This is a genomic window from Bacillus sp. MD-5 (assembly GCF_002201875.1).
Lineage (GTDB): Bacteria > Bacillota > Bacilli > Bacillales > Bacillaceae > Bacillus > Bacillus stercoris.
Genome location: NZ_CP021911.1, coordinates 1,463,698 through 1,478,532 on the forward strand (window position 1 = coordinate 1,463,698; position 14,835 = coordinate 1,478,532).

General features: G+C 46.0%; 14 protein-coding genes and 1 riboswitch. All 14 genes read left to right on the top strand.

The window, feature by feature from the left end:
- Positions 1-14 precede the first annotated feature (14 nt).
- The 14 genes from ylyA to CDO84_RS07425 all read left to right on the top strand — a co-directional run bounded on the left by ylyA (position 15) and on the right by CDO84_RS07425 (position 14,834).
- On the top strand, positions 15-389 hold the full coding sequence (gene ylyA / locus CDO84_RS07360) for a sporulation-related RNA polymerase-binding protein YlyA (RefSeq protein WP_014476755.1): 375 nt from the start codon (positions 15-17) through the stop codon (positions 387-389).
- Positions 390-492: 103 nt separating this feature from the next.
- Positions 493-957 carry a signal peptidase II gene (gene lspA, locus CDO84_RS07365; protein WP_014663906.1) on the top strand — a complete coding sequence of 155 codons (465 nt, stop codon included), beginning with the start codon at positions 493-495 and terminating at the stop codon, positions 955-957.
- Position 958: 1 nt separating this feature from the next.
- Positions 959-1,870 carry an RluA family pseudouridine synthase gene (locus CDO84_RS07370; protein ID WP_003245307.1) on the top strand — a complete coding sequence of 304 codons (912 nt, stop codon included), beginning with the start codon at positions 959-961 and terminating at the stop codon, positions 1,868-1,870.
- 181 nt (positions 1,871-2,051) lie between these two features.
- Positions 2,052-2,597 carry a bifunctional pyrimidine operon transcriptional regulator/uracil phosphoribosyltransferase gene (gene pyrR / locus CDO84_RS07375; protein WP_003221477.1) on the top strand — a complete coding sequence of 182 codons (546 nt, stop codon included), beginning with the start codon at positions 2,052-2,054 and terminating at the stop codon, positions 2,595-2,597.
- Between the two features lie 174 nt (positions 2,598-2,771).
- Complete coding sequence (pyrP, locus tag CDO84_RS07380; RefSeq protein ID WP_040083209.1) at positions 2,772-4,079, top strand: uracil permease PyrP; 1,308 nt, start codon at positions 2,772-2,774, stop codon at positions 4,077-4,079.
- 145 nt (positions 4,080-4,224) lie between these two features.
- Positions 4,225-5,139: an aspartate carbamoyltransferase catalytic subunit gene (locus CDO84_RS07385; RefSeq protein ID WP_040083208.1), complete on the top strand. Its 915-nt coding sequence runs from the start codon at positions 4,225-4,227 to the stop codon at positions 5,137-5,139.
- On the top strand, positions 5,123-6,409 hold the full coding sequence (locus tag CDO84_RS07390) for a dihydroorotase (RefSeq protein WP_040083207.1): 1,287 nt from the start codon (positions 5,123-5,125) through the stop codon (positions 6,407-6,409). Before CDO84_RS07385 ends, CDO84_RS07390 begins: the two co-directional genes overlap by 17 nt.
- A complete protein-coding gene (locus CDO84_RS07395) occupies positions 6,406-7,500 on the top strand; it encodes a carbamoyl phosphate synthase small subunit (protein WP_014663911.1) in 1,095 nt (364 codons plus the stop codon). Before CDO84_RS07390 ends, CDO84_RS07395 begins: the two co-directional genes overlap by 4 nt.
- On the top strand, positions 7,485-10,700 hold the full coding sequence (gene carB / locus CDO84_RS07400; RefSeq protein ID WP_040083206.1) for a carbamoyl-phosphate synthase (glutamine-hydrolyzing) large subunit: 3,216 nt from the start codon (positions 7,485-7,487) through the stop codon (positions 10,698-10,700). The genes CDO84_RS07395 and carB overlap by 16 nt, the downstream gene beginning before the upstream one ends.
- The gene (gene pyrK / locus CDO84_RS07405) at positions 10,697-11,467 is read left to right on the top strand and encodes a dihydroorotate oxidase B electron transfer subunit (protein ID WP_040083205.1); all 771 of its coding nucleotides are present in this window, start codon (positions 10,697-10,699) and stop codon (positions 11,465-11,467) included. Before carB ends, pyrK begins: the two co-directional genes overlap by 4 nt.
- A complete protein-coding gene (locus CDO84_RS07410) occupies positions 11,467-12,402 on the top strand; it encodes a dihydroorotate dehydrogenase (protein WP_040083204.1) in 936 nt (311 codons plus the stop codon). The genes pyrK and CDO84_RS07410 overlap by 1 nt, the downstream gene beginning before the upstream one ends.
- Positions 12,371-13,090, top strand: coding sequence for an orotidine-5'-phosphate decarboxylase (gene pyrF, locus CDO84_RS07415; RefSeq protein ID WP_040083203.1), 720 nt, complete (start codon positions 12,371-12,373; stop codon positions 13,088-13,090). The genes CDO84_RS07410 and pyrF overlap by 32 nt, the downstream gene beginning before the upstream one ends.
- Entirely contained in the window at positions 13,087-13,719 is a 633-nt protein-coding gene (pyrE, locus tag CDO84_RS07420) for an orotate phosphoribosyltransferase (RefSeq protein WP_040083202.1), read from the top strand. The genes pyrF and pyrE overlap by 4 nt, the downstream gene beginning before the upstream one ends.
- A 145-nt stretch (positions 13,720-13,864) precedes the next feature.
- Positions 13,865-13,970: riboswitch (SAM riboswitch) on the top strand.
- Between the two features lie 162 nt (positions 13,971-14,132).
- Positions 14,133-14,834 carry a phosphoadenylyl-sulfate reductase gene (locus CDO84_RS07425; RefSeq protein WP_003238646.1) on the top strand — a complete coding sequence of 234 codons (702 nt, stop codon included), beginning with the start codon at positions 14,133-14,135 and terminating at the stop codon, positions 14,832-14,834.
- Position 14,835 lies beyond the last annotated feature (1 nt).

The following is a 14,835-nucleotide window of genomic DNA, read 5'->3' on the forward strand; positions in this document are numbered from 1 at the left end:
AGGAGTTGTGAAGAATGAATGATCAACTGACCGCAATTTACACGGAACTTCTTCTGATGAAAGAAGAATTACAGTCGAGATTATTTGAGTATTCTTGCTTTCAGGTTTCTACAAGCCCGCAAGCAGCAATCAATCATAAACAAAAAGCAACTCTGATCTATCACATTAAAGAAGAGCTTCAAGACGTTCTCCTTGCATTGTCGAAAATCGAAAACGGCACATTCGGATACTGTGAAGAAACCGGGGCCCCCATTCCTCTTTCAAAGCTGGCGGTGCTGCCGACGGCCCGAACAGCAAACGATTTTCTTTATTCTGTCCAATTCGAAAAAAAAACGCTTCCGATATGGAAATCAACGGATATCGAATATGGTCAGGCACTGTATGAATAAACAGTGTCTGACCAGTTAATATGCCTGATATTTCTTTACTCCAGTGCTTTTTATTGATAAAATGCATAATGGATTAAAGTAACCGTAAACTGGAGGAACGTTTGTGCTGTATTATATAATTGCACTACTTATTATTGCAGCCGATCAATTGACAAAATGGCTAGTCGTTAAGAACATGGAACTTGGCCAAAGCATTCCGATCATTGATCAGGTATTCTATATCACCTCCCATCGCAATACGGGTGCTGCATGGGGGATATTAGCGGGTCAGATGTGGTTTTTCTACCTCATAACAACCGCTGTTATTATTGGTATTGTTTATTACATACAGCGTTACACAAAAGGACAAAGGCTTCTTGGCGTTGCCCTCGGGCTTATGCTTGGCGGTGCCATCGGCAACTTTATCGATCGGGCTGTCAGACAAGAAGTTGTGGATTTTATCCATGTTATAATTGTGAATTACAATTACCCGATTTTTAACATCGCGGACTCTTCACTATGTGTCGGCGTAATGCTTTTATTTATACAAATGCTGTTGGACAGCGGGAAAAAGAAAAAGGAGCAATAGCATGAATCAAATTGATATAACCGCTTCAGAAGAACAAAAAAGTGAGCGGATTGATAAATTTTTGGCATCAACTGAGAATGATTGGTCAAGAACCCAGGTTCAGCAATGGGTAAAAGACGGACAGGTTGTCGTGAACGGGAGCGCGGTGAAAGCGAATTATAAAATTCAGCCGGGTGATCAGGTGACCGTCACTGTACCCGAACCGGAAGCGCTCGACGTCCTGGCAGAACCTATGGATCTTGATATTTATTATGAAGATCAGGATGTGCTGGTTGTCAATAAGCCTCGCGGAATGGTTGTACACCCAGCACCCGGTCATCTTACGGGCACACTTGTAAACGGCCTTATGGCTCATTGTACAGACCTTTCCGGAATCAATGGTGTGATGCGTCCGGGGATTGTTCACAGAATCGATAAGGACACGTCCGGCTTATTAATGGTGGCGAAAAATGATATGGCACACGAGTCACTTGTAAACCAATTGGTCAACAAAACGGTCACGCGAAAGTATACGGCTGTTGTCCACGGGCTTATTTCTCATGATGACGGCACAATTGACGCGCCGATCGGGCGGGATAAAAAAGACCGTCAAAGCATGACTGTGACACGTGATGGCAAAAACGCTGTCACTCATTTTCATGTGCTTGAGCGTTTTCAGGACTTTACGTTAGTGGAATGCCAGCTTGAAACAGGGAGAACCCATCAAATTCGTGTTCATATGAAATATATCGGATTCCCATTAGCGGGCGACCCGAAATATGGTCCGAGAAAAACAATCGACTTTAACGGCCAGGCGCTTCACGCGGGCGTTTTAGGTTTTGACCATCCGCGAACAGGAGAATATGTCGAATTTGAAGCGCCGCTTCCTGAGGATATGGCAGAATTAATCGAAAACCTCAGAAAAAACGGTTGACAGAGTGTTTCTTTTCTGAAATAATAAACGAAGCTGAATAGATTCTTTAAAACAGTCCAGAGAGACTGAGAAGGATAACGGATAGACGGGATGCGTGTATAGTGCGCACCTTGTCCTAAAACCCCTCTATGCTCTGGCAGGAGGGGTTTTTTCTTCTATATAAACTGTGAGGTGTCACACATTGAATCAAAAAGCTGTCATTCTCGACGAACAGGCAATCAGACGGGCCTTGACCAGGATTGCGCACGAAATGATCGAACGCAATAAAGGAATGAATAACTGCATTCTTGTCGGCATTAAGACAAGAGGGATTTACCTGGCAAAACGCCTTGCGGAACGAATTGAACAGATTGAAGGAAATCCTGTTACAGTTGGTGAAATTGATATTACCCTTTACAGAGACGATCTTTCTAAAAAAACGAGCAATGAAGAACCGCTTGTTAAAGGTGCAGACATTCCGGTAGATATCACAGATCAAAAAGTCATTCTTGTTGATGATGTCCTGTATACCGGAAGAACAGTCAGAGCAGGTATGGATGCGCTTGTTGATGTAGGCAGACCTTCCTCCATTCAGTTGGCTGTGCTTGTTGACAGGGGACACCGGGAGCTGCCGATACGAGCGGATTATATTGGGAAAAACATCCCGACATCAAAGGCTGAAAAGGTTATGGTTCAGCTTGATGAGGTAGATCAAAACGATCTCGTCGCCATTTATGAAAATGAATAATAGATCACCTTTTTAAGGGCAATCCAGAGAGGTTGCAAAGAGGTGCACAACAAAGAACCGAAAAGCATTCGGCAGGTCTTTGTATGCCTCTTTGCGTAAAAATAGCAAAGAGGTTTTTTTATACAGCCATTGAGTCATCCTAAAATGAAAGTCAACAATCAGGGGGAAATCATCATGAGTAAGAAAAAAGTAAATTTAGGGGTCAGGGATGTCCCGACACCTTTCTCTTGGGTTTCATTCAGCCTTCAGCATCTGTTTGCCATGTTCGGCTCAACCATTTTGGTTCCGAAGCTCGTCGGAATGAGTCCTGCTGTGGCGTTGGTGACAAGCGGCATCGGAACACTGGCGTACCTTCTTATTACGAAAGGGCAAATTCCGGCGTATCTCGGTTCATCCTTCGCCTTTATTTCTCCGATCATACTGGTAAAAGCGACCGGCGGGCCGGGAGCGGCAATGGTCGGGGCATTTCTTGCAGGGCTGGTATACGGGCTGATTGCCTTATTGATCAGGCAGCTTGGCACAGGATGGCTGATGAAGATTCTCCCGCCTGTAGTCGTAGGACCTGTTATTATCGTCATCGGGCTGGGACTTGCAAGCACTGCGGTAAACATGGCGATGTATGCTGATCCGAATGCGAGTGAATTGGTCTACAGCTTAAAGCACTTCAGTGTTGCAGGCGTTACGCTGGCTATCACGATTATTTGCGCGATTTTCTTGCGAGGATTCTTAAGCCTGATTCCGGTTTTGATCGGAATCATCGGCGGATACCTGTTCGCCCTTACTCAAGGGATTGTCAACTTCCAGCCGGTGCTTGACGCGAAATGGTTCGCAGTGCCTGAATTTATCATCCCGTTCAAAGACTATTCGCCGTCAGTAACACTCGGCATCGCGGCCGCAATGGTACCGGTCGCGTTTGTGACAATGTCGGAGCATATCGGCCACCAAATGGTGCTGAGTAAGGTTGTTGGACAAGATTTCATTAAAAAACCGGGACTGCATCGCTCCATTATGGGTGACAGCGTGGCGACAATTCTTGCTTCCCTGATCGGCGGCCCGCCGACGACGACTTACGGAGAAAACATTGGCGTGCTGGCCATCACAAGGGTATTCAGCGTCTTTGTCATCGGAGGCGCGGCAGTGATTGCCCTTTGCTTCGGCTTTATCGGCAAAATTTCAGCGCTGATCAGTTCAGTGCCGTCAGCGGTCATGGGAGGCGTCTCCTTCCTGCTGTTCGGAATCATTGCTTCAAGCGGTCTGAGAATGCTGATTGACAACAAAATTGATTATGAAAATAACCGAAACCTCATTATCACATCGGTGATCCTTGTGATCGGTGTAGGAGGCGCATTTATCCAAGTATCACAAGGCGGATTCCAAGTGTCAGGGATGGCGCTTGCCGCAATTGTCGGTGTCATCTTAAACCTGATTCTTCCGGAAGCGAAGGAAGAGCAGGCTGACACATCTGAACAACATCATATTTAAAACCTTTTAATGAAAGTCCAGAGAGGCTTGGAAGGGTTATGAAGAGAAGGAAGCTTCAATGCTGCCCTCTATTTAACCATACCCCGAGTCTATCCTAGACCCGGGGTTTTTTTCAGCCTTAAGTTGAAATGAGAGGGGAAAGAACATGAAGCATATAACGACGATGAGTGAACTCAGCACTGAGGAAATCAAAGATTTGCTTCAAACAGCACAAGACCTCAAAAACGGAAAAACAGACAATCAGCTTACAGGAAAGTTTGCAGCAAACCTGTTTTTCGAACCGAGCACGAGAACGCGGTTCAGCTTCGAGGTCGCAGAAAAAAAGCTTGGCATGAATGTGCTGAACCTTGATGGAACAAGCACAAGCGTACAAAAAGGCGAAACCTTATATGATACGATTCGGACGCTCGAATCAATCGGTGTGGACGTGTGCGTCATCAGGCACAGTGAAGATGAGTATTATCAAGAGCTTGTCAGCCAGGTGAGCATTCCGATTCTGAATGCGGGAGACGGATGCGGCCAGCATCCGACACAATCACTGCTTGATTTAATGACGATTTATGAAGAGTTCAGTACGTTCAAAGGGCTTACCGTCTCCATTCACGGTGACATCAAGCATAGCAGAGTGGCAAGGTCAAATGCGGAAGTGTTGACAAGATTGGGTGCCCGGGTCCTGTTTTCCGGTCCTGCGGAATGGCAGGATGAAGAAAATACATTCGGCACGTATGTCTCAATGGATGAAGCAGTTGAGTCTTCCGATGTCGTCATGCTGCTGCGCATTCAAAATGAACGGCATCAGTCCGCTGTCAGCCAGGAAGGCTATTTAAACAAATACGGCTTGACCGTAGAACGGGCTGAGCGTATGAAGCAGCATGCGATCATCATGCATCCTGCTCCGGTAAACAGAGGAGTGGAGATTGATGACAGCTTAGTAGAAAGCGAAAAATCAAGAATCTTCAAGCAAATGCAAAATGGCGTATTTATCAGAATGGCAGTGATACAGCGTGCCTTACAAACCAATATGAAAAGAGGAGAAGCATCTTATGTCATATCTCATTAAAAACGGCTGGATACTTAACGAAAATGGTGAAAAAACAGAAGCGGATATCCGAGTGACTGGAGAAACCATTACTGCAATCGGCAAGCTTGATGCAACGGATAATGAAACTGTAATTGATGCGAAAGGTTTGCTCGTTTCACCTGGGTTTGTTGATCTCCACGTCCATTTCAGAGAGCCGGGCGGAGAGAAGAAAGAAACAATTGAAACCGGGGCGAAAGCAGCGGCGCGCGGCGGCTATACAACAGTAGCAGCAATGCCGAATACGCGGCCGGTTCCCGATACAAAGGAGCAGATGGAATGGGTGCAAAACAGAATTAAAGAAACATCATGTGTCAGAGTTCTTCCATATGCATCCATTACGATCAGGCAAATCGGCGATGAAATGACAAACTTTGAAGCGTTAAAAGAAGCCGGGGCATTTGCCTTTACAGATGACGGCGTTGGGATACAGACAGCAGGCATGATGTATGAAGCGATGAAACGGGCAGCCGCAATTGACAAAGCGATTGTTGCACATTGCGAGGACAACTCTTTAATTTACGGAGGAAGCGTACATGAGGGGACATTCTCTAAAGCGAACGGGCTAAACGGCATACCTTCTGTCTGTGAATCGGTTCATATTGCCCGCGATGTGCTGCTGGCTGAGGCGGCAAACTGTCATTATCATGTATGCCATATCAGCACGAAAGAATCTGTCAGGGTTGTACGCGATGCGAAAAAAGCGGGCATTAGAGTGACAGCAGAAGTGTCGCCGCATCATTTGCTGCTTTGTGATGAGGACATCCCGGGGCTGGACACAAACTATAAAATGAATCCTCCGCTCCGCAGCGCAGAAGACAGGGCTGCTTTAATTGAAGGTCTTTTAGACGGAACAATTGATTTTATCGCAACAGACCATGCACCGCATACGGAAGAAGAGAAAAACACGGAAATGAAGCTGGCGCCATTCGGAATTGTCGGCTTAGAAACAGCATTCCCGCTTCTTTACACACACTTTGTCAAAAATGGCAGCTGGTCATTGAAGCAGCTCATTGACTACATGACAATCAAGCCATGCGAAGCGTTCGGTCTCCCATATGGAACATTACAAACGGGGCAAGTTGCTGACATGACATTAATTGATTTAGAAAAAGAAGCAGTTATAGACAAAGAGACATTTTTATCAAAAGGAAAAAATACACCATTCAATGGCATCAGCTGCACCGGCTGGCCGGTCGCTACAATTGCGGCAGGGAAGCTTGCTTATGAAGAAGGGAGACTTGTCAAATGAAGAGACGATTAGTACTGGAAAACGGAGCGGTATTCGAAGGAGAAGCCTTCGGGAGCTTAGAACACAACATGGGAGAAGTCGTTTTTAATACTGGGATGACAGGCTATCAGGAAATTTTATCTGACCCTTCTTACTGCGGGCAGATCGTAACATTGACATACCCGCTTATCGGAAATTATGGCATTAACCGTGATGATTTTGAATCCATTACCCCTTTTGTCAAAGGGCTGATCATCAAGGAATTATGTGAACTGCCTTCCAACTGGCGTTCAGCATACACATTAGACGAGTATTTAAAAATGAAAAACATTCCCGGACTCCAGGGGATTGATACAAGGAAGCTGACAAGAATGATCCGCACGGCAGGCGCGCTAAAAGGAACATTCGCTTCATCTGATGAAGACATCGAAGCTGTGCTGAAAAGACTGAACGAAACGGAATTGCCAAGAAATCAAGTATCACAAGTATCAGCCAAAACAGCATATCCGAGCCCGGGAAGAGGCAAACGCATTGTCTTGGTTGACTTCGGCATGAAGCACGGGATTCTAAGGGAGCTGAACAAACGGAAATGTGACGTCATCGTTGTGCCTTACAACATTACAGCAGAAGAAGTGCTTCAGCTGAAACCGGACGGCATCATGCTTTCTAACGGACCTGGAGACCCGAAGGATGTGCCTGAAGCGATTGAAATGATTAAAGGTGTTCTTGGAAAAGTGCCTTTATTCGGAATATGTCTCGGCCACCAATTATTCGCGCTGGCGTGCGGGGCGAATACTGAAAAAATGAAATTCGGCCACAGAGGTTCAAACCACCCGGTAAAAGAGCTGGCTACAGGGAAAGTTGCCTTAACATCTCAAAACCATGGTTATACAGTTTCATCTATCAGTGAAACAGAACTTGAAGTGACGCATATCGCAATCAACGACGATACGATTGAAGGGCTGAAGCATAAAACATTGCCGGCATTTACGGTTCAATATCATCCCGAAGCCTCACCTGGTCCTGAGGATGCTAACCATCTATTTGACAGATTCATCGAAATGATCGAAACAACAGAGAAAGAAGGGGAAGCGGTATGCCAAAACGCGTAGACATTAACAAAATTTTAGTAATCGGATCTGGGCCGATCATCATCGGCCAAGCAGCAGAATTTGATTATGCGGGAACGCAAGCCTGTCTTGCTTTGAAAGAAGAAGGCTATGAAGTCATCCTTGTCAACTCAAACCCTGCCACGATCATGACAGATACAGAAATGGCTGATCGGGTTTACATCGAACCGCTCACACCTGAATTCCTGACACGAATTATCAGAAAAGAGCGTCCAGATGCCATTCTTCCTACGCTCGGAGGCCAAACAGGTTTGAATCTTGCGGTTGAGCTTTCTGAAAGAGGCGTTTTGGCAGAATGCGGCGTCGAAGTGCTTGGCACGAAACTGTCTGCGATTCAGCAAGCTGAAGACCGTGACTTGTTCAGAACATTAATGAATGAACTGAATGAACCGGTGCCTGAAAGTGAGATTATCCATTCCCTCGAAGAAGCGGAAAAATTCGTCAGCCAAATTGGATTCCCTGTCATTGTCCGTCCGGCATATACATTAGGCGGAACAGGCGGAGGCATCTGCTCGAATGAAACAGAGCTAAAAGAAATTGTTGAGAACGGCTTGAAATTAAGCCCGGTACACCAATGTCTGCTTGAAAAGAGCATTGCCGGCTATAAAGAAATCGAGTATGAAGTCATGAGAGACAGCCAGGATCACGCCATTGTTGTTTGTAACATGGAAAACATTGATCCGGTTGGAATCCATACTGGAGACAGTATTGTTGTCGCGCCGAGCCAAACGCTCAGCGATCGCGAATATCAGCTCCTGCGGAATGTATCGTTAAAACTGATTCGCGCGCTTGGAATCGAAGGCGGATGTAACGTCCAGCTCGCCTTAGATCCAGACAGCTTCCAATATTACATCATTGAAGTAAATCCGCGTGTCAGCCGTTCATCTGCCCTTGCATCAAAAGCAACGGGATACCCGATAGCAAAGCTCGCTGCTAAAATTGCAGTCGGCCTTTCATTAGATGAAATGATGAACCCGGTAACAGGAAAAACATATGCAGCATTTGAACCTGCTCTTGACTATGTCGTATCCAAAATTCCGCGCTGGCCGTTTGATAAATTTGAATCAGCAAACAGAAAGCTCGGCACGCAAATGAAAGCAACTGGTGAAGTCATGGCGATCGGCCGCACACTTGAAGAATCATTGCTGAAGGCTGTGCGTTCACTGGAAGCTGATGTGTATCATCTTGAATTGAAGGACGCCGCTGACATTTCAGATGAACTTCTTGAAAAGCGAATTAAAAAGGCCGGTGATGAACGCTTATTCTACCTAGCTGAAGCGTACAGAAGAGGTTACACGGTAGAAGACCTTCATGAATTTTCCGCTATCGATGTCTTCTTCTTGCATAAGCTGTTCGGAATCGTACAGTTTGAAAAAGAATTGAAGGCGAATGTGGGCGATACAGATGTGCTGAGACGGGCAAAAGAACTCGGCTTCTCTGATCAGTACATCAGCCGCGAGTGGAAAATGAAAGAATCCGATCTATACAACTTGAGAAAACAAGCGGGGATTGCGCCGGTATTCAAGATGGTAGATACGTGCGCGGCGGAATTTGAGTCGGAAACACCTTACTTCTATAGCACATATGAAGAAGAAAATGAATCTGTCGTTACAGATAAGAAAAGTGTGATGGTGCTTGGTTCGGGTCCGATTCGAATCGGTCAGGGTGTCGAGTTCGACTATGCGACTGTTCACTCTGTATGGGCAATTAAACAAGCAGGCTATGAAGCCATTATTGTCAATAACAACCCGGAAACCGTTTCAACAGACTTCAGCATCTCAGACAAGCTGTATTTTGAACCGCTTACGATTGAAGATGTTATGCACATCATTGACCTCGAACAGCCGATGGGCGTTGTCGTACAATTTGGCGGACAAACTGCGATTAACCTTGCTGATGAGCTTTCTGCACGCGGAGTGAAAATCCTTGGAACTTCATTAGAAGATTTAGACCGTGCGGAAGACCGGGATAAATTTGAACAAGCGCTTGGAGAACTTGGTGTTCCGCAGCCGCTTGGCAAAACAGCGACATCAGTTGATCAGGCAGTAAGCATCGCGAGCGATATCGGTTACCCGGTATTGGTGCGCCCTTCCTATGTACTTGGCGGCCGGGCGATGGAGATTGTGTATCATGAAGAAGAGCTGCTTCATTACATGAAAAACGCAGTCAAAATCAATCCGCAGCACCCTGTATTAATTGACAGATATTTGACTGGGAAAGAAATTGAAGTTGATGCAGTATCTGACGGTGAAACAGTCGTCATTCCGGGAATTATGGAGCACATTGAACGTGCGGGCGTTCACTCCGGAGACTCGATCGCTGTTTATCCGCCTCAATCGCTCACTGAGGACATTAAGAAAAAAATTGAACAATACACGATCGCACTTGCTAAAGGGCTGAACATTGTCGGTTTGCTCAATATTCAATTCGTCTTATCACAAGGCGAGGTGTACGTGCTCGAAGTGAACCCGAGATCAAGCAGAACCGTACCGTTCTTAAGCAAAATTACGGGTATCCCAATGGCGAATCTCGCAACAAAAATCATTCTCGGTCAAAAGCTGGCTGCGTTTGGCTATACAGAGGGCCTTCAGCCTGAGCAGCAAGGTGTATTTGTAAAAGCGCCGGTCTTCTCCTTCGCCAAGCTGAGAAGAGTGGACATTACGTTAGGGCCTGAAATGAAATCAACAGGTGAAGTCATGGGGAAAGATTCGACCCTTGAAAAGGCGCTCTATAAAGCCTTGATTGCTTCAGGTATTCAAATCCCGAACTACGGTTCCGTGCTTTTAACAGTAGCTGATAAGGACAAAGAAGAAGGGCTTGCCATTGCTAAGAGGTTCCACGCGATTGGCTACAACATTTTAGCGACGGAAGGAACGGCAGGCTACCTGAAAGAAGCTTCTATTCCAGCGAAGGTCGTCGGAAAAATCGGCCAGGATGGTCCGAACCTGCTTGATGTCATCAGAAACGGTGAAGCACAGTTTGTCATCAATACGCTGACAAAAGGAAAGCAGCCGGCAAGAGACGGATTTAGAATCAGACGTGAATCAGTAGAAAATGGTGTTGCCTGCTTAACATCGTTAGATACGGCAGAGGCGATATTGCGAGTGCTGGAAAGCATGACATTCCGCGCTGATCAAATGCCGGCAGTCAACACAAATCAGGAGGCGGCAGTCACTATATGAAAAAAGCGTATTTGACAGTATGTTCTAACCAGCAAATTGCAGACCGGGTGTATCAAATGGTTCTGAAAGGGGAGCTTGTCCAAGGGTTTACAACCCCGGGACAGTTCCTTCATCTTAAAGTGAGCGAAGCGGTTACACCTCTTTTGAGGAGGCCAATCAGCATCGCCGACGTCAATTTTGAAAAAAGTGAAGTCACCATCATTTATCGAGTAGATGGGGAAGGCACAAGACTATTGTCTCTGAAACAGCAGGGAGAGCTTGTGGATGTCCTCGGGCCTTTGGGAAATGGCTTTCCTGTCAATGAAGTCCAACCCGGAAAGACGGCTTTGCTGGTAGGAGGCGGTGTAGGTGTGCCGCCTCTCCAAGAGCTGTCGAAACGCTTGAATGAAAAAGGGGTAAATGTCATCCACGTTTTAGGATTCCAATCGGCAAAGGATGTTTTTTACGAGAAAGAATGCCGGCAGTATGGAGACACGTTTGTGGCAACAGCTGACGGAAGCTACGGGGAAACCGGATTTGTCACAGATGTGATTAAACGGAAACATCTAGAGTTTGATATCCTTCTCAGCTGCGGGCCGACACCGATGCTCAAGGCGCTAAAACAGGAATATGCCCATAAAGAAGTATATTTGTCCATGGAGGAACGAATGGGCTGCGGAATCGGCGCATGCTTCGCGTGTGTGTGCCATACAAACGAAAGTGAGACATCCTATGTAAAAGTATGTCTCGACGGGCCTGTATTTAAAGCTCAGGAGGTGGCGCTGTAATGCTCAAGGTGAAATTGCCGGGACTTGATTTGAAAAATCCAATCATTCCTGCATCAGGCTGCTTCGGTTTTGGAAAAGAATTTTCACGTTTTTATGATTTGTCTTGTCTAGGAGCCATCATGATTAAGGCTACGACAAAGGAGCCTCGCTTCGGGAATCCGACGCCGCGGGTAGCTGAGACTGGTGCTGGAATGCTTAATGCGATCGGTCTCCAAAATCCGGGGCTGGATAGCGTTTTGCATCATGAACTGCCATGGCTTGAGCAGTTTGATACGCCGATCATTGCCAATGTCGCAGGTTCTCAAGTCGAGGATTATGTTGAGGTCGCAGAGCATATCAGCAAAGCGCCTAATGTACATGCACTTGAATTGAATATTTCCTGCCCAAATGTGAAAACAGGCGGAATCGCTTTTGGAACGAACCCTGAAATGGCTGCCGATTTGACAAAAGCGGTGAAAGAGGTTTCAAATGTACCCGTTTATGTGAAGCTTTCCCCGAACGTGGCTAATATCACAGAGATTGCATTAGCGATCGAGGAAGCGGGAGCGGACGGCCTTACGATGATCAACACACTAATCGGCATGAGACTCGATTTAAAAACCGGCAAACCGATATTAGCGAATAAAACAGGGGGACTTTCCGGCCCTGCTGTGAAGCCGGTTGCCATTCGCATGGTGTATGAAGTCAGCCAGGCGGTCAACATCCCGATTATCGGAATGGGAGGCGTGCAGACGGCCGAAGATGCCCTGGAATTTCTTCTCGCTGGAGCAAGCGCGGTCGCTGTCGGAACAGCAAATTTTGTGAATCCTTTTGCATGTCCAGAGATTATTGAACAGCTCCCATCTGTTTTGCGCCAATACGGCTATCAATCAATTGAAGAATGCATCGGAAGGAGCTGGAATCATGAAAAACAACCTGCCCATCATCGCGCTTGATTTTGCATCAGCTGAAGAAACACTTGCGTTCTTAACGCCTTTTCAGCAAGAACCGTTATTTGTAAAGGTTGGAATGGAGCTTTTTTACCAAGAAGGGCCATCTATCGTGAAACAGCTAAAAGAAAGAAACTGCGAGCTGTTTTTGGATCTAAAGCTTCATGACATTCCGACCACTGTAAACAAGGCGATGAAGCGCCTTGCCAGTCTCGGCGTAGACCTCGTCAATGTTCATGCGGCCGGGGGCAAAAAAATGATGCAAGCAGCTCTTGAAGGCTTAGAAGAAGGTACGCCGGCGGGGAAAAAACGCCCGTCACTTATTGCGGTAACCCAGCTGACAAGCACATCTGAACAAATCATGAAGGATGAACTGCTGATCGAAAAGCCTCTGATCGATACGGTTGTGCACTACAGCAAACAGGCGGAAGAAAGCGGACTGGATGGAGTGGTCTGCTCTGTTCATGAAGCAAAAGCCATTTACCAAGCAGTGTCGCCTTCATTTCTGACTGTCACTCCAGGGATCAGAATGTCAGAGGATGTTGCGAATGACCAAGTCCGCGTGGCGACACCTGCCATTGCAAGAGAAAAAGGTTCATCAGCGATTGTAGTAGGACGCTCGATTACAAAAGCGGAAGATCCGGTAAAAGCCTATAAGGCTGTCAGACTTGAATGGGAGGGAATCAAATCTTGAAACAAATCATCGCAAAACATCTATTAGACATCCAAGCTGTATTTTTACGTCCGAACGAGCCGTTCACATGGGCAAGCGGCATTTTATCACCAATCTACTGTGACAACCGCCTTACGCTATCTTTCCCAGAGGTCAGAAATGATGTCGCCTCAGGCATCAGCAAGCTTGTCAAAGAGCATTTTCCCGAAGCTGAAATGATAGCAGGAACAGCAACTGCGGGTATTCCTCATGCTGCTCTGGCGGCTGACCGTTTGAATCTTCCGATGTGTTATGTGAGGAGCAAGCCGAAAGCGCACGGAAAAGGCAATCAGATTGAGGGAGCTGTGCAGAAAGGGCAAAAAACGGTCGTTATTGAAGACTTAATCTCCACAGGAGGCAGCGTGCTTGAAGCTTGTGCAGCCTTACAAGCGGCCGGCTGTGAGGTGCTTGGTGTCGTCTCAATCTTTACGTACGGACTTCCCAAAGCAGAAGAAGCCTTCGCAAAGGCAGAACTGCCATACTACTCATTAACTGATTACGATACGCTCACAGAGGTCGCACTTGAGAACGGAAATATTCATTCAGATGATCTAAAAAAGCTGAAAACATGGAAACGAAATCCCGAGTCAAAAGATTGGTTTAAAAAATAAAAAATAAATTCCAACAATGTAAAGAGGCTTCAAAGCCTTGCTGTACTTAAAAACAGGCCATGAGGCCTGTTTTTTTATTAATCCTATAAAAAAAGTCGGGTTGACTTATGTTAGAATTGTGCTAAAATTTACTACAAATCTGAAAAACTTATCAAGAGCGGCTGAGGGACTGGACCTATGAAGCCCGGCAACCTGCATAGTTTGTAAGGTGCTACTTCCAGCAAAATGAATTCCATTTTGAAAGATAAGGGCTACATGCTGTTCCTGTCTTTCTTTCCGCCGGATTGAAAGTTTTTTATTTTAAGAGGCAAAAAGGCTGTTTGAAATCACCAGCCAAGAATCACATTACAATTGGGAAAAGACAACCGGCAGGAAGCTACTGTTTGTTTGTCTCCGAAAGGAGGAAAGAAGAAATGTTAACGTATGATAATTGGGAAGAACCAACGATTACATTTCCGGAAGACGATCCTTATAAAGGAGCGCTGTCAGTTTTAAAGTGGGCATACGGCCATTACGGCAACCAGCTTGTTTATGCCTGCAGTTTCGGAATTGAGGGAATCGTTTTGATTGACTTAATTTATAAAGTGAAAAAAGACGCAGAGATTGTGTTTCTTGATACAGGACTTCATTTTAAAGAGACCTATGAAACAATTGAACGAGTGAAAGAGCGTTATCCAGGTCTTAATATCATCCTGAAAAAACCAGACCTCACCCTTGAGGAACAAGCCGAGGAATATGGTGACAAGCTGTGGGAAAGAGAGCCGAATCAGTGCTGCTACCTTAGAAAGGTCGTTCCTTTAAGAGAGGCGCTTTCAGGACATCCAGCCTGGCTTTCCGGTCTGCGCCGTGATCAAGGGCCAAGCCGTGCCAATACGAATTTCTTAAACAAAGATGAAAAATTCAAGTCAGTAAAAGTTTGCCCGCTTATCCATTGGACTTGGAAAGACATTTGGAGATACACATCACGGAATGAACTGGACTACAATCCGCTTCATGACCAAGGATACCCAAGTATTGGCTGTGCGCCTTGCACTGCTCCCGCTTTTACCGCAGAAGATCTGCGTTCAGGCAGATGGAATGGTATGGCGAAAACAGAATGCGGACTGCATGAATAAG

What these genes read in the sequence shown, in the direction of transcription:
- carB (WP_040083206.1), top strand. Translation starts at nt 7,485, where the DNA reads ATGCCAAAACGCGTAGACATTAACAAAATTTTAGTAATCGGATCTGGG.
- CDO84_RS07385 (WP_040083208.1), top strand. Translation starts at nt 4,225, where the DNA reads ATGAAGCATATAACGACGATGAGTGAACTCAGCACTGAGGAAATCAAA.
- CDO84_RS07390 (WP_040083207.1), top strand. Translation starts at nt 5,123, where the DNA reads ATGTCATATCTCATTAAAAACGGCTGGATACTTAACGAAAATGGTGAA.
- pyrF (WP_040083203.1), top strand. Translation starts at nt 12,371, where the DNA reads ATGAAAAACAACCTGCCCATCATCGCGCTTGATTTTGCATCAGCTGAA.
- pyrP (WP_040083209.1), top strand. Translation starts at nt 2,772, where the DNA reads ATGAGTAAGAAAAAAGTAAATTTAGGGGTCAGGGATGTCCCGACACCT.
- ylyA (WP_014476755.1), top strand. Translation starts at nt 15, where the DNA reads ATGAATGATCAACTGACCGCAATTTACACGGAACTTCTTCTGATGAAA.
- CDO84_RS07425 (WP_003238646.1), top strand. Translation starts at nt 14,133, where the DNA reads ATGTTAACGTATGATAATTGGGAAGAACCAACGATTACATTTCCGGAA.
- CDO84_RS07370 (WP_003245307.1), top strand. Translation starts at nt 959, where the DNA reads ATGAATCAAATTGATATAACCGCTTCAGAAGAACAAAAAAGTGAGCGG.
- pyrK (WP_040083205.1), top strand. Translation starts at nt 10,697, where the DNA reads ATGAAAAAAGCGTATTTGACAGTATGTTCTAACCAGCAAATTGCAGAC.
- CDO84_RS07410 (WP_040083204.1), top strand. Translation starts at nt 11,467, where the DNA reads ATGCTCAAGGTGAAATTGCCGGGACTTGATTTGAAAAATCCAATCATT.
- CDO84_RS07395 (WP_014663911.1), top strand. Translation starts at nt 6,406, where the DNA reads ATGAAGAGACGATTAGTACTGGAAAACGGAGCGGTATTCGAAGGAGAA.